19 protein-coding genes, 4 tRNA genes and 1 other annotated feature are annotated in these 22,878 nt (G+C 44.3%); of the genes, 9 read left to right on the forward strand and 14 right to left on the reverse strand.

The annotated features are described in order from the left end of the window. Positions 1–41: 41 nt before the first annotated feature. The 4 genes from AC3CID_RS09680 to AC3CID_RS09695 all read left to right on the forward strand — a co-directional run bounded on the left by AC3CID_RS09680 (position 42) and on the right by AC3CID_RS09695 (position 4,082). Positions 42–950, forward strand: coding sequence for a DUF3943 domain-containing protein (locus AC3CID_RS09680; protein WP_286293022.1), 909 nt, complete (start codon positions 42–44; stop codon positions 948–950). 253 nt (positions 951–1,203) lie between these two features. Continuing rightward, a complete protein-coding gene (locus tag AC3CID_RS09685; RefSeq protein WP_065204842.1) occupies positions 1,204–1,716 on the forward strand; it encodes a glycine cleavage system transcriptional repressor in 513 nt (170 codons plus the stop codon). Between the two features lie 183 nt (positions 1,717–1,899). Next, positions 1,900–3,540, forward strand: a complete 1,641-nt coding sequence (locus AC3CID_RS09690; protein WP_488526478.1) for an Lcl C-terminal domain-containing protein — start codon at positions 1,900–1,902, stop codon at positions 3,538–3,540. Continuing rightward, a complete protein-coding gene (locus AC3CID_RS09695; RefSeq protein ID WP_488526479.1) occupies positions 3,540–4,082 on the forward strand; it encodes an Lcl C-terminal domain-containing protein in 543 nt (180 codons plus the stop codon). The genes AC3CID_RS09690 and AC3CID_RS09695 overlap by 1 nt, the downstream gene beginning before the upstream one ends. A gap of 73 nt (positions 4,083–4,155) precedes the next feature. Here AC3CID_RS09695 and nspC read toward each other — a convergent pair whose 3' ends face one another. The 10 genes from nspC to uvrY all read right to left on the reverse strand — a co-directional run bounded on the left by nspC (position 4,156) and on the right by uvrY (position 14,213). Beyond that, positions 4,156–5,289, reverse strand: a complete 1,134-nt coding sequence (nspC, locus tag AC3CID_RS09700; protein ID WP_488526480.1) for a carboxynorspermidine decarboxylase — start codon at positions 5,287–5,289, stop codon at positions 4,156–4,158. Positions 5,290–5,499: 210 nt separating this feature from the next. After that, a complete protein-coding gene (locus AC3CID_RS09705) occupies positions 5,500–6,750 on the reverse strand; it encodes a carboxynorspermidine synthase (RefSeq protein ID WP_488526481.1) in 1,251 nt (416 codons plus the stop codon). An 8-nt stretch (positions 6,751–6,758) separates the two neighbouring features. Beyond that, positions 6,759–9,710, reverse strand: coding sequence for a diaminobutyrate--2-oxoglutarate transaminase family protein (locus AC3CID_RS09710; protein ID WP_488526482.1), 2,952 nt, complete (start codon positions 9,708–9,710; stop codon positions 6,759–6,761). Positions 9,711–10,374: 664 nt separating this feature from the next. Next, positions 10,375–10,450, reverse strand: a tRNA-Gly gene (locus AC3CID_RS09715). Between the two features lie 36 nt (positions 10,451–10,486). Beyond that, positions 10,487–10,573, reverse strand: a tRNA-Leu gene (locus AC3CID_RS09720). A gap of 80 nt (positions 10,574–10,653) precedes the next feature. Beyond that, positions 10,654–10,729 (reverse strand) — tRNA-Gly (locus AC3CID_RS09725). Positions 10,730–10,776: 47 nt separating this feature from the next. Continuing rightward, positions 10,777–10,850 (reverse strand) — tRNA-Cys (locus AC3CID_RS09730). 266 nt (positions 10,851–11,116) lie between these two features. Further along, positions 11,117–11,674 (reverse strand): CDP-diacylglycerol--glycerol-3-phosphate 3-phosphatidyltransferase, encoded by a 558-nt coding sequence (pgsA, locus tag AC3CID_RS09735; protein ID WP_017078221.1) that lies wholly within the window; start codon positions 11,672–11,674, stop codon positions 11,117–11,119. 46 nt (positions 11,675–11,720) lie between these two features. Continuing rightward, positions 11,721–13,553, reverse strand: a complete 1,833-nt coding sequence (uvrC, locus tag AC3CID_RS09740; RefSeq protein WP_488526483.1) for an excinuclease ABC subunit UvrC — start codon at positions 13,551–13,553, stop codon at positions 11,721–11,723. A gap of 15 nt (positions 13,554–13,568) precedes the next feature. Further along, positions 13,569–14,213: a UvrY/SirA/GacA family response regulator transcription factor gene (gene uvrY / locus AC3CID_RS09745; RefSeq protein ID WP_004729778.1), complete on the reverse strand. Its 645-nt coding sequence runs from the start codon at positions 14,211–14,213 to the stop codon at positions 13,569–13,571. Between the two features lie 426 nt (positions 14,214–14,639). Here uvrY and AC3CID_RS09750 point away from each other — a divergent pair, with 426 nt between their 5' ends. Then, positions 14,640–17,003, forward strand: a complete 2,364-nt coding sequence (locus AC3CID_RS09750; protein ID WP_488526484.1) for a DNA polymerase II — start codon at positions 14,640–14,642, stop codon at positions 17,001–17,003. Positions 17,004–17,136: 133 nt separating this feature from the next. Here the strand turns inward: AC3CID_RS09750 and AC3CID_RS09755 are convergent, their stop codons facing one another. Beyond that, entirely contained in the window at positions 17,137–17,904 is a 768-nt protein-coding gene (locus tag AC3CID_RS09755; protein ID WP_004729780.1) for a nucleotidyltransferase family protein, read from the reverse strand. Positions 17,905–18,041: 137 nt separating this feature from the next. On the opposite strand from AC3CID_RS09755, the gene efpL reads away from it, so the two are divergent. The 3 genes from efpL to AC3CID_RS09770 all read left to right on the forward strand — a co-directional run bounded on the left by efpL (position 18,042) and on the right by AC3CID_RS09770 (position 19,532). Further along, entirely contained in the window at positions 18,042–18,611 is a 570-nt protein-coding gene (gene efpL, locus AC3CID_RS09760; RefSeq protein WP_114633732.1) for an elongation factor P-like protein EfpL, read from the forward strand. Between the two features lie 10 nt (positions 18,612–18,621). Beyond that, a complete protein-coding gene (locus AC3CID_RS09765; protein ID WP_488526485.1) occupies positions 18,622–18,951 on the forward strand; it encodes an HI1450 family dsDNA-mimic protein in 330 nt (109 codons plus the stop codon). Positions 18,952–19,040: 89 nt separating this feature from the next. Next, entirely contained in the window at positions 19,041–19,532 is a 492-nt protein-coding gene (locus AC3CID_RS09770; RefSeq protein WP_004729783.1) for an RNA methyltransferase, read from the forward strand. 204 nt (positions 19,533–19,736) lie between these two features. On the opposite strand, the gene rluB is transcribed toward AC3CID_RS09770, so the two are convergent. From rluB to rnm, 3 genes are all read right to left on the reverse strand, one after another. Continuing rightward, complete coding sequence (rluB, locus tag AC3CID_RS09775) at positions 19,737–20,765, reverse strand: 23S rRNA pseudouridine(2605) synthase RluB (RefSeq protein WP_004729784.1); 1,029 nt, start codon at positions 20,763–20,765, stop codon at positions 19,737–19,739. Between the two features lie 159 nt (positions 20,766–20,924). Then, positions 20,925–21,545 carry an L-threonylcarbamoyladenylate synthase gene (locus AC3CID_RS09780; protein ID WP_017076369.1) on the reverse strand — a complete coding sequence of 207 codons (621 nt, stop codon included), beginning with the start codon at positions 21,543–21,545 and terminating at the stop codon, positions 20,925–20,927. A 55-nt stretch (positions 21,546–21,600) separates the two neighbouring features. Then, positions 21,601–22,470: an RNase RNM gene (gene rnm / locus AC3CID_RS09785; protein ID WP_488526486.1), complete on the reverse strand. Its 870-nt coding sequence runs from the start codon at positions 22,468–22,470 to the stop codon at positions 21,601–21,603. 120 nt (positions 22,471–22,590) lie between these two features. On the opposite strand from rnm, the gene trpL2 reads away from it, so the two are divergent. Continuing rightward, entirely contained in the window at positions 22,591–22,716 is a 126-nt protein-coding gene (trpL2, locus tag AC3CID_RS09790; RefSeq protein WP_009848753.1) for a tryptophan operon leader peptide, read from the forward strand. Beyond that, positions 22,663–22,777: a sequence feature (Trp leader region), on the forward strand. It overlaps the preceding gene by 54 nt. The last annotated feature ends 101 nt before the right edge of the window (positions 22,778–22,878 follow it).

Consider the following 22,878-nt stretch of genomic DNA (forward strand, 5'->3'; position numbering starts at 1 on the left):
TTGTGACTCTGATCAATTCTTAACTTCTCATGGAGACCCTTGTGGCCAAATCACCGTTACTAGCGAAGGTTACTGCTGCATTTTCAATGCTAATGTCAGTTAACTCGGTTGCAAGCCAATACGACTTCGACCAGCCAATCAACCTTTCTTATTCGGATGAATGTGCTCAAGACTACTGTGTTAATGATAGCTTGTACACCTACAAGCCAAGTGCCAATTACGCACTGAGCGAATCAAGTGACGAGTACGACTTCTCAATCCAACAACCAAAACATATGTTGGTGAGTCAAGAGAAGGATTGGGATTATCTAATGGGTCAAACCTACACTATTCTGGGTTTAAGTGTCGCTACAGTGGGTCTAATGACTCTGCTACCTGAAAGTATCACTAAGTGGGATGATGACCAACGTGATATCAGCTCATTAGGTAAAAAGTGGAAAGATAACGTGTCTGAAGGCCCAGTATGGGACCGTGATGAACACTTCCTAAACTACGTAATGCACCCATATTTTGGTGGTGTTTACTACACCGCAGCTCGACACGCAGGTTACGATGAGTTTGAGTCTTTCTTATATTCTTGGACCATGTCGACATTCTTCTGGGAATACGGCGTAGAAGCGTTTGCTGAAGTACCATCATGGCAAGATCTGTTTATCACACCATTCTTTGGTGCGGTTGTCGGTGAAATGATGCTAGAAGCAGAACAAGACATCGTTGCTTCAGGTGGTGAAGTGATGGGTTCTCAAACCATGGGTGATGTGTCTCTATTCTTCTTAAACCCTGTTGGCCACATTCACTACTGGGTAAGTGACGCTTGGGGCGGTGACGCAGAAGTTAATCTGAATACTAACCCTTGGTGGGATAACCAAGACGCAGCTCGATTCGCCTACGATGCTGGCGCACGATACGATTCTCAATTTGTTGGTATGAACTTTAAAGTAACGTTCTAAATCGTCTTTCAGTCTATGAATTTCAAGTTACTGCATTCCTAATAAAAGCGACAACTCTTCTAAAAAGCGGCTCTCTAGCCGCTTTTTTTGTGCCCTACTCTTCATTCTCTTTTTTTACATCACAGCTTAGTTTCAAAAATTGACATAGGTCAAACATTGTTCGATGTAACCTTCTACACTGAAATTAAAGAACTTTATCGCGTGATATCAAACATTTAATTAGTAACGAATCATTGAAATTTTGGGGGCTGATATGAACAGTACATTTATCGTAAACTTTATCGGAAAAGCATCACCAGCAACAATCAAACAACTTGCTGCTGTTACTCACGAAAACGACGGCAAATGGCTCATCAGTAAAGTTAATTTTATTGAAGACCAGGTCGCAGGCGTACTCAAGGTTCAACTTCCAGCCATCAACGAATCGATTGTGAAAGAGGCTTTCAGCGCCAATGCTGACTTGATCGTGCAGTTTGTTGATTCAGACCACACTCACAACGCACAAGATACAATCCATCACTTAAGGCTCGACTCTAACGACAGAGCAGGTATCGTCAACGAAGTGACACATGTATTAGACAGACAAGGGATCAGCATTCTCGATATGGACTGCCACCGTGTCTTCATCGCTGGCGGCGGTGGCGTTAGCTCAAGCCTATTTACTTCCAAGATTGCCGTTAAGCTGCCAATTGAAGTTCTGATTGATGATGTCGTCAACGAGTTAGAAACGCTCAGTGAAGATACTCGTGTGATGATTGAGAGTTAAGTTACCTACCCTCCCGACAATGGATTCGTTGTTGGGAGGCTAACTAATGAGAAACACACTTCACTTACATAAATACGAATAAAAAGGATAGAAAAACATAACCTAGACATATGAAACCAAGCATTTATATAAATTTATTGTTATCATAGATATCTTATATAATTTAGTAGCTTAGGTTGATACATGGAAAGAAAAAGGTCGAGTTGGCAACTCAATGCCATCTCAGTAATCCTTCTCACAACACTATTTAGCGGCTGTAAAAGCGGCCATGAAAATAATGACAGTGGAACAACAACGACAGGAACCAGTACTGGTTCATCCTCTTCCCCGGTTACTGTTAGCCTCCCTAATAGTGTTTCATTGTCTGAACCACAATCAGGGTCAAAAACAGAGTCGATCACCGTTTCTCTTTCCGAAGCCTTAAGCCAAGATCTAACCTTGACGATCTCAACCAGTGACGTGACGACACGTTCCAGTGGCGCGTTCAAGAACTACGATGTTATCTCTAGCCAAAACGTCAAAATTGCGGCAGGAGCAACAAATGCCGCTCTGCCATTAAACCTTGTGCACAATAATCTGTATGAAGGAAGCAAAACTCTTCATTATTCTATTAGTTCTGATAACGGTGCAAACTACATTCTTTCAAACGAACGAACTGTAGTCACCATCAATGACAGCGATACCCAACCTACAGTTAGCTTTAGTAATGACTTAAGTACCGTTGTAGAGGGCGATAGTATTATTCAACGAGCTGTTTTGAGTCATTACACCTCTCAAGATGTAACTCTCACTCTCACTCAAACTGGTATTGCCGCTCCTGAGGACTTTACTGTTGATATATCAGAGTTAACCCTCAAGTTACCAGCAGAGACCGTCTCAACAAATATCACTTTTTCTGCCCGTGATGATAGCTTCGATGAAGGTGGCGAATCGGTAATCTACACAATAGCTTCCGTTGGTAACGCGACAATCGATTCAAGTAAAAGCACTCTCGCGTTCTATATTCCCGGACAGAAGAGTTTCAATGATACTGGTTATGTCACCTATTTTGATGGCACAGCTTACGACAGCGTCACTCCTCCAGCCTCGCACCCTAATCAAGATGCTGATTTTGGTTTAGATAAAACAGATGGAAGTGAACACGCTGATGGGGAATATGGCTTCCGCTATACCAAGCTAGATGCTCACGGAAACCCTCTAACACCTAGCGCTACTGATTGGCGCTGTGTCAAAGATGAGCATACCGGGTTATATATTGAAGCAAAGCAAGACCCGATAGCACTGCCTAGTCAGTCAGAAGTTGATACATGGATTAAGAACCACAAAGACGACCCTGACGCCAACCCTTACCCATGGGGGAGCCAGTCAAGCTCATGGCGAAGCGCTTCGTACACATATACTTGGCACGACTCTGATAATACAACCAATGGTGGCTATGCCGGGGCACCCAATGATCTATTGTACAGCGCCGGCCCGATCTCTTCTCAATGTGCGTACATTAATGATGGTTCAGGAAGTAACTACTGTAATACAAGTAGTTATATTAGTAGCCTAAACAGTCGCTCTATTTGCGGTATTACAGATTGGCGCTTACCTTCACCTGTTGAAGCTCGTTCATTTATCAACTTCAATGTCGGCACTGCACCAGCAGGAGCCATTGATTTCTTTCCTAATCTTGGAGACCGACTCTTCACGCACTCTAGCTCTGTTAAACAAGATGGTAGTGCTAGATGTATCGACTCTCAAAATGGAGAGCTTGAACTTTGTAATAAAAACATCGCAGGCTCGACAGGAATTGTGGCTGTAAGTGGAGGTATTGAGTAATGAAACTAAAACTATGCTTAGGTGTAATTGCCTCTCTGTTAAGTGCAAATAGCATCGCGCAAACCTGTGTGAAAACTCAAACTCCCTCTCACCAAGACGGGCAATTTATTGACCGTAAAGATGGGACATTACTCGACGTAACGACAAATTTGCTTTGGTCAAAATGCAACCTAGGCGAAACCTACAATCAATCCAATAACACATGTGATGGTACCGCGATTAAATATCAAAATTGGCAGGATGCGCTCATCGCAACTGAAGATTCGAATCTGACCACTATCGCAGGTCAGGTTGGTTTTAGGTTGCCTAATATCAAAGAGTTAAGTTCAATCGTTGACTATAGCTGTACTAGACCAGCAATCAACCTGACACACTTCCCAACGACTACCAATGAGCCATATTGGACCAACACTCCTGACGCTCATGTAATAAATAACGACTATGATGGTTTAATCATTGATTTTGAAGAAGCTTTAGAAGTCATTACAGACCCAGATGATATTCCACATCCTCTTGTTCGCTTAGTGAAAACATTTAATTAGGTTTATCACGGTACAGAAACAAAAAGAGCAGCTCATCGGCTGCTCTTTTTATTGTTCTGAAGCTATAACTCAGTTACTTAACTGACCACTGTGACAGAGAACGTTTGAAGTCTTCATAGCCGAATTCATTCAATTTCTGAACTTCGCCATTGCTGCGCTCGCAGTAGATTGAAGGCATTTTAAGGCCGTTGAACCAGTTCAGTTTCACCATAGTGTAACCCGCACTGTCCAAGAGATGCAGCTTTTGACCAATTTTCAGCGGCTCATCAAAACTCGCTTCGCAGAACTGATCGCCAGCCAAGCATGAACATGAACCAATCACATAGTCGTGACTGCCTGTTTCTGAGGCTTCTAGCACCGATGCTGGTTCATTATAGATAAGCGTATCAAGGCGGTGTGCCTCAGTCGCTGAATCCACTATCGCTGTTTTCTTCACGTTCTCAACAATATCAACCACTGTCACAACTAGATCGGTTGTTTTAGTGATGATCGCTTCACCCGGCTCAAGGTACATCTGCACGCCGTGCTTTTCAGAGAAGGCTTTTAGCGCAAGACCAAGCTTTTCAATGTCATAGCCCGGCCATGTGAAGAACACACCACCACCCATGCTCACCCAGTCCAATTTATCTAAATGCTCACCAAACTGTTCTGAGATTGAATCAAGCAAGCCTATAAACGCGTCGACATCTTTGTTCTCGCAGTTCATGTGGAACATCACGCCATTAATCTCATCGAAGATTTCTGGTTTGATGTGGTCAGCTTGCACACCCAAACGCGAGAATTGACGCGCAGGGTTTGCCAAGTCTTGCCCTGCGTAGCTCACTCCTGGATTTAAACGTAAACCCAGCGAAGCCTTACCTTCAACGATATGACGGTACGCTGCGAACTGGCTTTGTGAGTTGAAGATCATCTTATCGCAGATATCCGCAACTTCTCTCACGTCATCTTCGCTGTAACCCACACTGTAAGCGTGCGTTTCACCACCGAAAGTTTCATGACCAAGCTTCACTTCGTATGGACCAGAGCTTGTCGTGCCATCGAGGTAAGGTTTGATGATGTCAAACACACCCCATGTCGAGAAACACTTGAGTGCCAATACCAACTTCACACCTGAAATCTCTTTCAGCTGCTTAGCTATCTCTAGATTCGCAATCAACTTGTCTTCGTTGATCATGAAATAAGGCGTTTTTAGTTCGTTATTTTGCATGTTAATACCTTGCGGCCCTCGAGTTCACGAAGGCACATGATAATCGAACAAAGCCGACGCAACAGCATCGGCTTGTAATTATACGTTCTCGTCAATCATATGACTTTGAATGGAATTCGCAGAGCTTTGACCTTGTCGCTAGGACATCGCGCGGAGTTTACGAACGTAAATGAGCACGATGGACAACGCGACAAGGGCAAAGAGCAAGAATTACTTCAAAGTATGGATTAGAGGTAGACCGGCTGTAGGCTCTAGCTCTTGAACGTGCCAATCTAGACCGATTTCAGGCATTGTTGCTAGGAACGGGTCTGGGTTTAACTGTTCCATGTTGAACACGCCTTTATCAGCCCATTCGCCACGGAAGAACTGAAGTGCAGCGGTAATTGCTGGAACACCTGTTGTGTAAGAGATCGCTTGGTGCTCTACGTCTTCGTAAGCCACTTCGTGGTCTGCGTTATTGTAGATGAATACGCTGCGCTCTTTACCGTCTTTCTTACCTTGAACCCAAGTACCGATACACGTTAAACCAGTGTAACCCGGAGCTAGAGATGTTGGATCTGGAAGCAGCGCTTTAAGAACATGTAGAGGCTGAACCACAGTGCCATCGTGCAATGTTAGCGGATCTGGGCTAAGAAGGCCGATATCACGCATGCAGTTGAAGTAGTTTAGGTATACGTCACCAAAGCCCATCCAGAATTCGATACGCTTAGCTGGGATGAACTCTTTCATCGAACGAACTTCATCGTGTGCCATTGAGTACACTTTATGAGAGCCACAGTTAGGGAATTCGAACTCAAGCATACGAGAGTGACAAGCTACTTGTTTCCACTCTTCGTTTTCCCAGTAGAAAGAATCGCCTTGGATCTCTAGCATGTTGGTTTCTGGGTCAAAGTTTGTCGCAAACTTCTTGCCGTGATCGCCAGCATTCACGTCCATCACGTCAATTGAGTCAATCTCATCGAACAAGTGCTTAACCGCGTACGCTGCAAAGATTGATACCACACCTGGATCGAAACCCGCGCCAAGAATACCTGTGATGCCCGCTTCAGCGAACTTCTCACGGTAGCCCCATTGCCAATCGTAGGCTTGTGGTACTTGTTGACCTTCAGAACATAGGTCAACCGCTACCGATGTATCTAGGTAAGAGACTTTAGATTGGTAACACGCTTCCATGATCGCCATGTTTACCCAAGGAGGACCAGCGTTGATCACTAGATCCGGCTTAACTTCTTTAATCAAAGCAACAAGCGCATCAACATCGTCAGCGTCTACTGAACGTGCTTCTAGTTTCTTAGTTGAATCTTTAAGGTTGTTTTTACCCTTGATAGATTCGATGATTTTTTCACACTTCGCGATTGTGCGAGAAGCGATCGTGATATCACCCAGTACTTCGTTATTTTGTGCTGCTTTATGTGCAACAACCCAACCGACGCCGCCTGCACCAATTTGTAGAATAGCCATAGTTTTAATTACCCTTGTTGTTCTGCTAGCTCAATAGCTAAAGTTTGAATTTTGTTAATTAGAGATTTGAAATCTGATGTCGTTAAGCACGGATTCAAGATAGTGAATTTCAGCGCGCTTTTACCATCAACGACCGTTTCGCCAAGCACGGCAACGCCACGAGTCAGCGCTTCCAGCCTTAACGTTTGATTCAGTTTGTCCAAATCCATAGCGCTGTTTACTGATTGTCCATTGCTAGGCACCGAACGGAACAGCACAGTAGACAATGATGGCTCAGCAAGTAGTTCAAAATCGTCATGCTTCTGAATCAGGTCAGCAACTTGAAGTGTCTGCTCTAGGAGATGATCGTACATATCACCCAGTTGCTTTGGCCCAACGCTTTGCATCGTCATGAAGACTTTCAGTGCATCGAAACGCTTGGTAGTCGCGATAGACTTATCGACTAGATTCGGCAGCTCATCGTGCTCGCGGTTTAAGTAGTCTGCGTGATGCAGTAGGTACTTAAAGTTCGCTTTGTCTTTGAGAAGCACAGCACCACAGCTGATTGTTTGGAAGAACAACTTGTGGAAATCAACGCTGACTGAGTCCGCTTTTTCGATGCCTTTCAGACGAGCTTTATGGCTACTTAAGATAAGCGCGCCACCGTAAGCACTGTCGACATGGAACCAAAGATCTTGTTGGTTGGCGATATCAGCTATCGCTTCCAGGTCATCAATAGCACCGTGATCGGTTGTACCCGCAGTGCCGACAACAGCAAAAGGAATCAGACCTTGTGCTTTAAGCGCTTTCACTTCTGCATCTAACAAGTCAGCTTTAATAGTGCCGTTTGCATTGGTATCAACACAGCACACTGCCGCTTCACCCAATCCCATTAGAGAGGCGGATTTTTGAACCGTAAAGTGAGATTTCTTTGAACATAAGATACGCAGTTTCTTCGCGTACTCTGGCAAGCCCAACTTTTGAATAGAATGGCCATCGTGCTTATCGGCCACCCAATCTCTAGCAAGCAATAGACCCATAAGGTTACTTTGCGTGCCACCGCTGGTGAAAACACCGTCAGCTTGTTCGCCAAGTTGATACTTTTCACACATCCAATCAACGACTCGTTGCTCAACATAGGTCGCAGCCGATGCTTGATCCCATGAATCCATTGATTGATTCAAAGCAGCAATAATCGATTCCGCAGCGACAGAAGCCATAAGAGGAGGAGTGTGAAGGTGTGCAATGCAGTCTGGGTGTTGTACAAAGATGGAGTTTGCTGCGACTAAGTCAGCTGTGCTATCCACAACATCAACCAAAGCGTGTTGGTTGTTATCGAGGTCAACAGCATTGATAGCTGCTTCTAGCACTTTTGGATCTAAACCCGAATAAGGAGTTTCAACCTGTTCAAAAACGGCTTTCATCGCTTGAGTGGTTTGGTTCATCACGTTAGCAAACTCGTCGCTACCGCCTAAACCCGTCTGGATGAAATGCTTGTTCCATTCCTGATTTGATTCTTCGCTTTGTGTTTGGTCTTGTCGTAAGCCGCCACCTGCTGCGAGGATAGCTTCTTCCATCACACGTAATGCAAAGTCGATCTGCTCGAAAGAGATAATCATTGGTGGAAGGAAGCGAATTACCGAACCATCACGACCACCCTTTTCAACCATCAAACCGCGTTCTAATGCCGCTCGTTGAATCGCTAGGGTTAGATCGCCGTCTGATTGTGGTTCGCCAAACTTATTAAGCTCACCATTTGGTTGCTTGATCTCAGCGCCAAGCATCAAGCCTTTGCCACGAACTTCAGCAATACAGTTCACACGCGATTGAATCTTCTCAAGCCCATGACGTAAGTATTGACCTGCGATGTTCGCGTGTTCAACCAAACCATCTCGCTCGATGATTTCTAATGCTTTAGCGCCAGATACCATTGCTAATTGGTTACCACGGAATGTACCGGTGTGCTCACCCGCTTTCCATGTATCGATGCTCTTATCAAATACAAGCAGCGACATAGGCAGTCCGCCGCCAATCGCTTTAGACAAGCATAAGATATCAGGGTTAACACCTGATTCTTCAAACGCAAAGCGATGACCTGTTTTACCAACGCCACACTGAATTTCATCAAAGATAAGCAAGATACCATGCTCATCACAGATGCGACGTAAACCTTGTAACCAAGATGCAGGAGCAGGAATCACACCACCCTCACCTTGCACTGGCTCAACAATCATGGCAGCCGGTTTCATAATGCCAGACTCGTCGTCATTCAACATACGTTCGATGTAACGAATACTCGCGTTGGCACCCGCTTCACCACCAATGCCAAATGGACAGCGAAGGTTGTACGGGAAAGGCATGAAATGTACGTCAGACATCAAGCCGCTGCGACGTTCTTTTGTACCTAGGTTGCCCATCATACCCATGGTGCCATTAGTCATACCATGGTATGCGCCACGGAAAGCAAACATGGTGTTGCGACCTGTGGTTTGCTTCGCGAGCTTGATCGCCGCTTCTACAGCGTCAGCGCCAGATGGGCCACAAAATTGGATCACCGAGTTAGTTGAAAAGTCTTGAGGAAGAAAGGCTTTAACTCGCTTGATAAACGTATCTTTCGCTTGCGTCGTGATATCAAGCGTTTGGTATGGCAAACCTGAATCGAGTTGATCTTTGAGTGCTTGGTTGATTTCAGGGTGGTTATAACCCAGAGAAAGTGTACCTGCACCGGCTAAACAATCGAGAAAGAGTTGGCCACGAGTATCTTCAACTAAAACGCCACATGCTCTCTTAATTGCAATAGGTAGGCGTCTTGGGTAAGAGCGTACATCCGACTCATGCTGTTCTTGCTCAAGCAAAATAGCGTCAGGTGTTAGGTCGTAAGTTCCCTCAACGATAGGAACCATAGTTGAAAATGAATTTGCGATAGTATTAATATCGACTTCAAAGGCGGTAGTCATAAAAGTCCCCTTGAATCTGTTCATACTCATCTCCATCAGACGCAATGACACACTAACCCTCTGCTGATTTTGAGAGAGTTCACCGTGAAACACGCGTATTGTCTAGAAATGAGATATAGCTGTACGCTCGCATAAGTCAAATGACGAATACGAAATTAGGCCGTCTTAGGACAGCAAAAATTAGTTAGCGCGAGCTCAAGGTTCAGTAATGCTACTGTTTTGAAGAATTGGACATTTTTGCAGTATCGGACAGCTATGAAGAACTGGCCCTTTTGGAAATGCAGAGCTGATTAGCAATGTTGTTATTAGTGTATTCAATGTTGGGTTTCCCATTAGCATGGCGAATTGCGCCATAAGTATCCCGTCTATCAGCTAAAGGATTAGCCGATACCTACCCTACGTAATGTCCCAATCAGCAAGAATGGTCACTACGCGTATCCCCCAGAAGTAATCGCTGCTCTTTTTGAACATCGGTCATTCCGAGATTGCGCAGGAAAGTAACACAAAGTGAAACGAACGATCAATAGTTTTTAATAATCGCTTTATAAATACTAGATTTGATTGGGTTATTGATTTAAATATCACCAATCTAAGCTCAGGGGTTGAACAAGAAGAGTTCGGGAGATGAGTAAAAACAGATACAGCAAAAACAAAAAAGCCCGAACATTTCTGTTCGGGCTTCTTGATTTGGAGCGATACATCGGGTTCGAACCGATGACCTCAACCTTGGCAAGGTTGCGCTCTACCAACTGAGCTAGTATCGCATTTGCTACATCCGTTAAGACGTAGACTTTAATAGATGGTGCCCCGGGCCGGACTTGAACCGGCACAGCGCGAACGCCGAGGGATTTTAAATCCCTTGTGTCTACCAATTCCACCACCAGGGCACGCAATTCTTTATTGCGATGCCGATTACTGAAAAGTAAAACACCATCTTAATGCTGACGCCAATCAACATTACAAATTTTGGAGCGATACATCGGGTTCGAACCGATGACCTCAACCTTGGCAAGGTTGCGCTCTACCAACTGAGCTAGTATCGCATTTTCATTATTCTTACCTCTTCTCATTAACTAAGAAAAAGAGATAATGGAGGCGCCTCCCGGAGTCGAACCGAGGTCCACGGATTTGCAATCCGCTGCATAGCCACTCTGCCAAGGCGCCTTAGTAACTCCAATCGAATCGCTTATTGCCATCCTCTTGGGTACGGGATGCATTCTACGGATTCAGAGGATTGAGTCAATATTATTTTTGTATTTTTAATTCGTTTGAATAGATTTCATACGAAACAGGCTAAATAGCTGACTTTGTGTGCAAAGGACTTTGTGGACAGGCCATTCAAAGGCGATCTATATCACATTAGATATCCACTATTGATAACTTAACCTTAGGTTAAAGATCAAAAAAGCGAGCCTCAGCTCGCTTCTTCATCAATGATGTTTTTCGTCTAACAAATCATCTTTGGCAGCCATCAAGTATTGCGCCATTGACCAGTAAGTCAGAACAGTTGCGACATAGAGCGCAATGTAACCTACCCACACCATCCAGTCGTCATATCGCCAGATCAGTACCCAAAGAGCGAACATCTGAGAAACGGTTTTGACTTTACCAACCCAAGATACCGCAACGCTTGCACGTTTACCGATTTCAGCCATCCATTCACGAAGCGCCGAAATGATAATCTCACGAGCAATCATGGTCACCGCTGGAATCGTTATCCAAATCGAATGGTAATGCTCAGTCATCAAGATAAGAGCCGTAGCAACCAGCACTTTATCCGCTACAGGGTCAATAAAGGCACCGAAGCGAGACGTTTGCCCGAGTTTACGAGCCAGCATGCCATCTAGCCAGTCAGTAAAACCCGCTACCCAAAACACCATTGCAGCAGCAAAAGGAGCCCATTGGTAAGGTAGGTAAAAAACAACAACGAATACTGGGATCAAAAATAGTCTCAGTAAGGACAAAATGTTAGGTATATTCAAACGCATATTATTGGGCTCTTATTAATTGCGCTTTAATGGTGCGGGATTTTTACTATTGTTTCAATGCTTGATAAATGTTTTCTGCCAAAGAATGACTAATGCCCGGTACTTTGGCTATTTCTTCGACAGTTGCACGCTTAAGTTCTTGTAAGCCACCCATATATTTCAGCAAAGATTGACGGCGCTTAGGCCCTACCCCTTCAATTCCTTCAAGTGCACTGGTTCTACGCGTTTTACCACGTTTTGCTCTATGCCCTGCAATCGCATGATTATGGCTTTCATCACGTATATGTTGGATAAGGTGTAGTGCTGGCGCATCACTTGGTAAATTAAACTCTTCACCTTCAAGGGTCACCAAGGTTTCCAAACCCGGTTTACGTGTTACCCCTTTCGCAATACCCATCATTCTAGGTCGAAACGGCCAATCATCCCAATATTTGGAAATGATCTCATGGGCACGATTCAACTGACCTTTACCGCCATCGATAAAAATGATGTCTGGGATCTTGTCGACATCGAGTTGTTTTGAATAGCGTCTCTCAAGCGCCTGAGCCATTGCAGCGTAGTCATCACCACCGGTAATACCTGTGATGTTGTAACGACGGTATTCCGGTTTAACTGGCCCTTCTTGATTGAAGACCACGCAAGATGCAATCGTACTTTCACCCATGGTGTGACTGATATCGAAACATTCCATGCGTTTGATAACGTCCATCGACAGCACTTCTTGAAGTTCCTTAAATCGCTGATTGATCGTCATCTTGTGATTAATCTTGGTGGTAATGGCTGTTAATGCATTGGTGTTAGACAGTTTAAGGTAGCGACCACGAGTTCCAGAAGGATTGGTATTGAAGTGAATCTTACGACCCGCAACTTCACACAAGGCTTCTTGAATCGGTGTGACATCTTTCATCAAATCAGCATTAAGGATGAGACGAGTTGGTATAGTTCTCGCTTCATTATGTGCAAGATAATATTGGCTTAAAAAGCTCGAAAAGACTTCCTCTCGCACGGTATTGTTTGGAATTTTCGGGAAATGGCTTCTACTGCCTAACACCTTTCCTTGGCGAATCATCAAGATGTGAATACAAGCCACGCCATTTTCTTGAGCGAAACCTAACACGTCCATATCTTCCATTGAGTCGTCAGATACGTACTGTTGCTCTTGCACGCGTCGAATCGCTTGGATCTGGTCACGGAAAGCAGCAGCTTGCTCAAAGCGAAGCTCTTGGCTTGCCTTGTCCATTTTGTCGATGAGTGTCTCAAGAACTAGCTTGTCTTTCCCTTGGAGGAATAAACGAACGTAGTCGATAAGCTCGCTGTACTCTTCATCAGAGATAATTGAGCTAACACAAGGCGCAGCACAACGACCAATCTGATACATCAAACACGGGCGCGTTCTGTTGGCATAAACCGTATCCTCACACTGACGAGCAGGAAAGATTTTCTGTATTAGGTGCAACGTCTCACGCACAGCACCGGAATCAGGATAAGGACCAAAGTACTCTCCCTTTTTCTTCTTAGCACCACGATGCATCGACAAACGAGGATGTTTGTGACCGCTAATAAAAATATAGGGATACGACTTATCATCACGCAGAAGTACGTTGTATTTCGGTAGGTACTGCTTGATGTAGTTGTGCTCAAGGATAAGAGCTTCTGTTTCTGTATGCGTTACAGTGACATCGATTTTATCGATATTGCTAACTAAAGCGCGCGTTTTTTCACTGTCGACTTTTTTACGGAAATAACTGGAAAGGCGTTTTTTGAGGTTCTTTGCTTTACCGACGTAGATAACAACAGCCTCGGCGTTATACATACGATAAACGCCGGGCTGTTCTGTTACTGTCTTGAGAAATGACACTGAGTCAAACAAGTTGGTCACTATACGATCTCAGTGTTAAAGGGTCTCAGTGTCTAACATTCCATGTCTAATCGCTAAATGCGTCAGCTCTACATCGCCACTGATATCCAATTTGCTGAACAAACGGTAGCGGTAACTGTTGACTGTTTTAGGACTTAGATTGAGTTGTTCTGAAATATCCGTCACTTTCTGACCTTTGGTAATCATCATCATGATTTGAAGTTCACGCTCAGATAAGTCTGCGAATGGATTTTCAGACGCAGGCGAGAATTGGCTCAAAGCCATCTGCTGCGCAATTTCTGGTGAAATGTATCGTTGGCCACTATTAACCACTCGAATTGCATTTACCATTTCATCCGGACCTGCCCCTTTAGTAAGGTAACCAGCAGCTCCAGCTTGCATCACTTTAGTTGGAAACGGATTTTCCGTATGAACAGTTAAAACGATGATTTTAACATCAGGGTTGAAACGCAAGATTTTCTTGGTTGCTTCTAAGCCACCAATACCAGGCATATTCATATCCATCAAAATAACGTCAGTATTATTAGTACGACACCATTTTGCAGCATCTTCACCGCTTTCAGCTTCCCCTGCTACGTTCATTCCACGGACGTCTTCAATAATACGTCGTATCCCTGTGCGAACCAGCTCGTGATCATCTACAAGGAAAACATTTATCAAACTTGTATCTCCACACTATTAATTGGCTCTGCAACCACTGTGTCATTTCATCTGTTTGAAACAATTGAACAAAGGAACAGTGGATCGCAGCATTGAGTACATCTTAACTTAATTACTAAAAAAAAGCTCTGTTGAATATGTGCTGAAACACGAACTTTAGCAAGTACTTATTAACAAATAAGCTAACTAAAACAACAAGCTTTTTCTAAAAATCAACCAGTTAAAACAACACCCAATAAAATTACACAAGATAAAGATATTTTCAATACCATTGAATAGCCATTCGCGACAATTTCACTTATTTGCTTATTGAGTCCCGTTATTTGCCTCTGTTAACTAGAATTTAGTTAGTATTTTGGTTGCCTATTGTGCGCAGAGAGCCGCTAGATGGTAGTATTCGATTCCCAATTTCAATAGGTTACTACATTGGATATTCAGCAAGGCTTTGTACTCACAAGACAAGCGAGAGACTTTTCAGGGCGTACCCAAATTGACTTGTGGTTAAGCTCCCCTCAAGGCCCAACTCTGTTGACGATTCAAAATGAAAAACCTGTATTTTTCGTCGCTCAATCTGACGTTGAAGAATGTCAGGCAATCGCAGCGAAAGAGTCGATCGATTGCCAATTCAAGTCTCTAGAACTAGCCACATTCGATCAAACTCCTCTCGCCGCATGTTACACCTCACTTTCGAGAAGTAGCTTTGGCTTAGCACAAGCCTTTCACAGCGAAGAGATTCAGACCTTTGAAAGCGATATTCGACTCGCCGATCGATATCTGATGGAACGCTTTATCAAAGGCAGCATTGAGTTCACTGGGACTGCCGTGCAAAAAAGTCAGCATCTTAGAGTCTCCAATGCAAAATGCAGAGCGGGCGAATACTTACCCAGTTTATCTGTGGTTTCGCTTGATATTGAATGCTCAGAAAAAGGTGTGCTTTATTCCATTGGCTTAGACAGCCCGATGGACAGCCGAGTCATCATGGTCGGCGAACCACAAGAGGCTGACACAAACATCCAATGGGTCCCTAATGAGAAAGCTCTACTAGAGGCGATGATTAGATGGTTTTCTGAATTTGACCCCGACATCATCATCGGATGGAATGTCATTGATTTCGATTTTAGGCTGCTGCACAAACGTTCAGAATGGAACGAAGTGAAGCTCAATATTGGTAGAGACAATCAACCAAGTTTCTTCCGTAGTTCTGCACAAAACCAGCAAGGCTTTATCACTATTCCAGGCCGCGTTGTGTTGGATGGCATCGACATGCTCAAGACAGCGACCTACCACTTCCGCTCTTGGTCTCTTGAATCGGTATCTCAGGAGCTACTCGGCGAAGGTAAGGACATCCATAACGTTCACGACCGCATGGATGAGATAAACCGGATGTTTAAGTTCGATAAGCCTTCGCTCGCCAAGTACAACCTGCAAGACTGCGTGCTAGTAAACCGCATCTTCGAGCACACTCACCTACTCGACTTCGCGATTGAGCGCTCTCGATTAACCGGTGTCGAACTGGATCGTGTTGGTGGCTCTGTTGCGGCCTTTACTAATTTATACATGCCTCAAATACACCGAGCAGGTTACGTCGCGCCTAATTTAGAGCCCGAGAACTGGATTGCCAGCCCCGGCGGCTACGTGATGGATTCCATTCCTAATCTATACGACTCGGTTTTGGTACTCGATTTTAAGAGCCTTTACCCATCGATCATTCGTTCTTTCTTGATTGATCCAATGGGGCTGATAGAAGGACTAAAGTTAGAGTTAGGCTCTGAAGAAGACCAAGCGGTGGCTGGGTTTCGTGGCGGTCAGTTCCATCGCTCTAAACACTTTCTACCAGAGATGATCGAAAACCTGTGGGCAGCACGTGACGTTGCAAAGAAGAACAACGAAAAAGCATTCTCTCAAGCGATTAAGATCATCATGAACTCCTTCTATGGTGTGCTTGGCTCTTCTGGCTGTCGCTTCTTCGATACCCGTTTGGCCTCATCGATCACTATGCGTGGGCATGAGATCATGAAGCAAACCAAGGTTCTAATCGAGGATAAAGGTTATCAAGTAATTTACGGAGATACCGATTCAACCTTCGTATCGCTAAACGGCAGTTATGATCAGAAAAAAGCAGATGAGATCGGAAACACATTAGTCGCTTACATCAACGACTGGTGGACGAATCACTTAAAAGAAACCTACAACCTAACCTCAATACTTGAATTGGAATACGAAACTCACTATCGCAAGTTTCTAATGCCAACTATTAGAGGTTCAGAAACCGGCTCGAAGAAACGCTATGCAGGCTTGATCAATCAAGGCGACCAAGAGAAGATCATCTTTAAAGGGCTTGAAAGTGCGCGAACCGATTGGACACCTCTCGCGCAGCAATTCCAACAAACCCTGTATGAGATGGTGTTTCACGACCAAGATCCAACGGACTATGTCAGACAGTTTGTCGATGAAACCGCTGCCGGTAAACACGATGATTTACTGGTGTACCAAAAGCGTTTGCGCCGCAAACTACACGAGTATCAAAAAAACATTCCGCCACAGGTTCGCGCAGCTCGTATGGCCGATGAGATAAATGCCAAACTTGGTCGCCCGCTTCAATACCAAAACAAAGGGCGTATTGAATATTTGATTACGCTGAGTGGCCCTGAGCCAAAGGAGTATTTGAAGAGTGGCATCGATTATCAGCATTACATCGACAAACAAATCAAACCGGTCGCAGAAGCTATCTTGCCCTTCATCGGTTTAGATTTTGAACGAGTCAGCGGGCAGCAGCTAGGTCTGTTCTAGATTGAACCCTCTTTTCTAGGCGACATTAGACTCGAGGTATCTATTAAAACTCGAGCCAGGCATCAACACGAAAAAAGCAGAGGAGTTCATAACTCGCTCTGCTTTTTCATATCAATGGATAGCTTACGAACCCCTACCCGATTCGAAACTCAGTTTTCTGATACTGCTTAACCAGCCACTCGCCAAAGCCATCAAGAATCCCTATCACCGAACGTTTAGGAATCGGTCTACCAGAAAGTAAAATGCCTAACCTTTGGATTTCGACGTCTTTATCTGGGTGATACTTCAAGAACTGTTGACCACACTCTATTGGGTCATCGAACCAATATTTGTCACGATACATCACCAAAGAGTAACTCGCTCGCAGTAGCTTTTTAGCAATGATCACCTGTGCTGCAACTTGTTGTTCTGGCGTTGTTGCTCGGGCGATCTTATTGCGATACACCGCTAACCAGTTTTCCGCATCCATATTCCAGTGCTTAGCGATTTCCCAACTTGTTTCAAAATCACCATAACAATCCGATAAATCTTCACCATGCACGCACACAGCTAAATGCTTGAGCATAAAGCCCCACGTGAATATGTTGTCGAAATCAACGATCTCGCTCACCAAGGTAGTTTTAATCGCCACTTGAGTGACCTGCGGGAAGCTCTTTTGAAAACGCCATTTGATGGTATTCAGCAGCGTGGTTCGTTGATCTGGGAAAGGACGATGGGTAACCACAACCACATCTAGATTCGAGCGACCGACGACGGCTTGTTTGCGTGCCACACTGCCATAAACATAGACACTGTGTAGATTGGATCCTAACCCACCTTTTAAAAAGGTAATCAGATCGTTAACCACAGGTTGGAATTCAGGTTGAAATGGCTGTGTTGGGTCAATAACAGGTAGCTGCATAGGTCGTTTCGGTAAATAAAATAATGATTTAACTGTCTCTCTATGATCGCTTAGGTGACTTTATGATTCAAGCTATTCCTATTTATAGCGTCTACGAGATATAATCACCGGATAGACCCAATAAGGACAAACACAAAATGCCTAGAGCAAGTGAGATTAAAAAAGGTTTTGCGATCAACGTTGATGGCAAAACAGTACTAGTAAAAGATATCGAAGTGACAACACCAGGTGGCCGTGGCGGTCAAAAGATTTACCGCTTCCGTGGTCACGATGTAGCAACTGGCGTTAAAACAGAAGTTCGCCACAAGGCTGACGAAATCGTTGAAACTATCGACGTAACTAAGCGTGCAGTGATGTTCTCTTACGTTGACGGCAACGAGTACATCTTCATGGATAACGAAGATTACTCACAGTTCATCTTCAACGGTGAAATGATCGAAGACGAACTGCTGTTCATCAACGAAGATACGCAAGGTATGTACGCGATTCTTATCGACGGTACTGCGGCGACTCTTGAACTACCAACTTCAGTTGAGCTAGTAATCGAAGAAACAGACCCTTCAATCAAAGGTGCATCTGCTTCAGCTCGTACTAAGCCAGCCCGTCTGTCTACAGGCCTTACTGTTCAAGTTCCTGAGTACATTGCAACTGGCGACAAAGTTGTTGTGAACACAGCTGAACGTAAATACATGAACCGCGCAAGCTAAGATATTTATTATGACCGAAGCTAACGACCTAATGTCTTACGACGACGCAATTGACACTGCATACGACATATTTCTAGAGATGGCTCCTGATAACCTTGAACCAGCAGACGTGATCCTATTCACGGCTCAGTTTGAAGATCGTGGCGCTGCAGAACTTGTTGAAACTGGTGACGATTGGGTTGAACATGTTGGCTTTGAAGTCGACAAAGAGATCTACGCTGAAGTACGTATTGGTCTTGTAAATGAAGCTGATGATGTCTTAGATGACGTTTTCGCTTGTCTGCTGATCAGCCGTGACCCTGAACACAAGTTCTGTCACATGTTGTGGAAACGCGACTAGGCTCTTCTTAAACCAGCTCAGAGTACTGAGCTGGTTTTCTTACGACTTCATAGCCTCATCACTTTACCAAACTGCAACTCTACAAAATTATGACCAAAGCAAAGACAGATACCCTATCCAAAGGCTACGCCTGTGTTGGATTAGTAAATCCCAAAACCCCCGAAAATGTTGGCTCAGTAATGCGAGCAGCTGGTTGCTACGGAGCAAACTCTGTATTTTATACGGGCACCCGTTATGACCACGCTCGACAGTTTCATACCGACACCAAAGAAAAGCACCTTGAGCTACCATTAATTGGTGTTGAAGACCTGAAAGACATTATTCCAGTTGGCTGCGTACCAATCGCGGTTGATTTGATAGAAGGCGCTAAGCCTCTGCCTGATTATAAACACCCACCTCGTGCTTTTTATATCTTCGGCCCTGAAGATGGGACTCTGAAAAAAGAGATCACGGACTTCTGTCGTGAAACCATCTACGTTCCGACCAATGGCTGCATGAATCTTGCTGCCGCGGTCAATGTTATTTTGTATGACCGCATGGCGAAGGGTGATAATTTTTCTAATCATTTGAAAGTGACCTAATACCAATCGTAGTCCATAGCTAGTCACCCTAGCTAGTGAAGCACTTCTACCTGGTTAATCGTTTCTACTTGGTAAGCACTTCCACATGATTTGAACTGCGCTATATTCAAGACGAAAAAAAACCTGCTAAGTTAGCAGGTTTTTTAGTATTCGAAACGTTGGATTAAGCTTTAAGCTTAAGAACTGTAGCAACTACTGGTGTAATTACTTACGTGATCTTGGCTTAGCCGGTTTAGCCGGGCGTCCGTTGTTCAATTTAGGCTTTTTGGTAGCCTGAGGTTTGCCATTGGTCGCTGGAGCACTACGACCTGAATCAGGTGTTGTAGTACCGCGAGTAGCAGGCTTCTTACGCTTAGTCTGGTTACTACGGCCTTTAGGAGCATTTGCACGCTCTTCGTGACGCTTAACAGCACGACGAATTTTCTGGCTACGAGAACGCTCACGCTTACGAGAAGTGTTTGCAGGATCAAGATCCAACAGTGTCTCTTTTTCTGGCTGAAGTTCTACAAGCTCACGCAAGTAGTTTACTTCTTGAAGATCTAGCTCTTTCCAACCGCCACGAGGCAGTTTCTTATCAAGGTAGATATCACCGTAACGTACACGTTTCAGACGGCTTACTGTTGTTTCTTGTGATTCCCAAAGACGACGAACCTCACGGTTACGACCTTCGTTAATTGCTACGTAGAAAGTATGGTTCATACCTTCACCGCCAGCGTAAACCACATCTTCGAAACGAGCCATACCATCTTCAAGTTGAACGCCACGAGTCACGTTCTTAACTTTTTGCTCGGTTACTTCACCAAATACACGTACTAGGTACTCACGCTCAACCTGACGGCTTGGGTGCATTAGGCGGTTTGCTAGTTCACCATCGGTTGTGAACAACAGTAGGCCTGATGTGTTTGCATCAAGACGACCAACTGAAATCCAACGAGAACCACGGATCTTAGGTAGACGATCGAAAACAGTACGGCGACCTTCAGGATCGTGACGAGTACAAAGCTCACCTTCAGGTTTGTAGTAAGCAAGTACACGACAAACCACTTCTTCAGAGGCTTTGCCTGTAATAGTGTGGCCATCGATACGGATCACTGAGTTCTCGTCTTCAAGACGCTCACCCAATTTCGCAACTTGACCGTTAACACTTACACGACCAGATTTGATTAAACCTTCTAGTTCACGACGAGAACCGTGACCAGCTCGCGCTAAAACCTTCTGTAATTTTTCGCTCATTTACTCTTTTCTACCTAATTGTCGTCTTCACAGACGTCGAATGAATTTTTCGCGACCAAATCGCGGTCGCGTATTATCGCAAATAACCTACCAAAAAGCACTTGTTATTTACTCTGGCAGGTTTGCTGTTTCGTTACAGACTGTTAATCAGTAACGCTATTATTCAAACGGCGCTGGATCGCCGGCACCACGACGTAAAACAACGGCATCATCGTCACTGAAGTCAATAACCGTAGTCGGTTGCTCACCTAGATAGCCGCCATTCAAAATGACATCAACCGCATGCTCTAGGCTGTCGCGAATTTCTTCTGGATCCGATTCAGTTGTCTCGTTACCCGGAAGAATTAGAGACGTCGACATCAATGGCTCGCCCATTGCTTCCAACAGGTCAAGTGCAATTTTGTTGTCTGGTACACGAATACCAATCGTTTTACGTTTCGCGTTCATCAAACGTTTCGGCACTTCTTTGGTTGCTTTGAAGATAAACGTGTAAGCACCGGGCGTGTGCGCCTTAAGCAGACGGAAAGCAACGTTATCAACTCGTGCATACAGTGACAACTCAGAAAGATCACGGCATAACAAGGTGAAATTGTGCTTATCATCGATTCGACGAATTTTACAGATGCGTTCAAGTGCTTGTTTATTTTCAAGCTGACAGCCCAGCGCATAACCGGAATCTGTTGGATAAACCACCACACCACCACTACGAATAATCGCAACAGCTTGAGTAATTAAGCGCGCTTGTGGGTTATCTGGGTGTACATAAAAAAACTGGCTCATTGTTGATCCTCGTTATCGAATCTCTCGACTCTATCATCAGAAGGAGCTGGTTCACCTAAATACTGTCATCAGTATCAGTTAGTGAAACCGTTTGAAACTCCCAATCTTTCCATACTTCTTCGACCCCAGAAGGTAGCCAGAGATTACGTCCAAGTTCCATCCACGGAGATGGATAATGGAAGTCACTGCCTTGGGAGGCTAATAGTTTGTATTGTATAGCATAATCCGCAAGTGTGCGTCTTTCTTGTTGTGCTTGCTGAGGTTGAGCCACTTCCATAGCGTCACCATTTGCTTCAACAAATGCAGCGAGCAGACGTTTAACCCACTTGGCTGTAAGTCCATATCGCGCAGGGTGAGCCAATACCGCTTGACCGCCAGCCGCATGAATAGCCGTTACAGCATCACTCATTGAGCACCATGTTGGCGGCACATAACCTGGATTGTTGCGCGTAAGAAACTTTTTAAACACTTGCTGCATGGTTTTCGCGTAGCCGTTGTCGACTAACCACTTCGCAAAGTGCGCTCGAGTAATTGGTGCATCACCAGCAATCAATTTAACTTCTTCCAAAACGCCTTCACGGGTCGCTTTCTCGAGTCGTTGAGCAATCATCTCAGCACGCCCAATACGATGAAGCTTTTGTTGTTCTATTAACGCTTTCAATTCTGGTGATTCAGGATCGACGTTTAACCCAACAATATGGATATCTTTGTTTTGCCAAACGGTTGAGATCTCGATGCCGTTAATCAACTGAATAGGAAGATTGTTATCAGCAATATAGCTGCGAGCTTCAGCAAGCCCATCAGTCGTATCATGATCTGTAATCGCTAACGCTTCGATGTTAAAGCCTAACGCTCGGTCAATCAGTTCAGGTGGAGTAAGTCGGCCATCTGAGGCTGTTGTATGACTATGTAGATCAATTCTCATATATTCTTTTTCATTGTTTTCAATTTTTATCGTTATATTTGTGTCAACGCACTTGACCTGCAAGCGCAAAACTAGTTAACTAGTACACAAATACGAAGTATCACATTTGATAGGTTCACTATGTTACAAGAATTTAACCAAAACCATAAAGATAAAGTTTTAGAACTTTCTTCAGTAGAAGCAAGTTCAGAGCTTAATTGGTGGCGCACTTGGACAAGTTCTTGGTGGGCCAACGTGTACTTCTAATTAAACAGTTTGTTTATAAAAAAGTTATCACTAAGCCCGCTTTCATAGCGGGCTTTTTAATTTGTCGAACATCTCACATTCAACTGACTAACAAATCAACGAATTGACCATATTCTAGATTGGGTGAAAGGTATCTTTATGCGACTATGTACGGCAGGAAAT

It is taken from the genome of Vibrio sp. QJM3NY_21 (assembly GCF_057785975.1).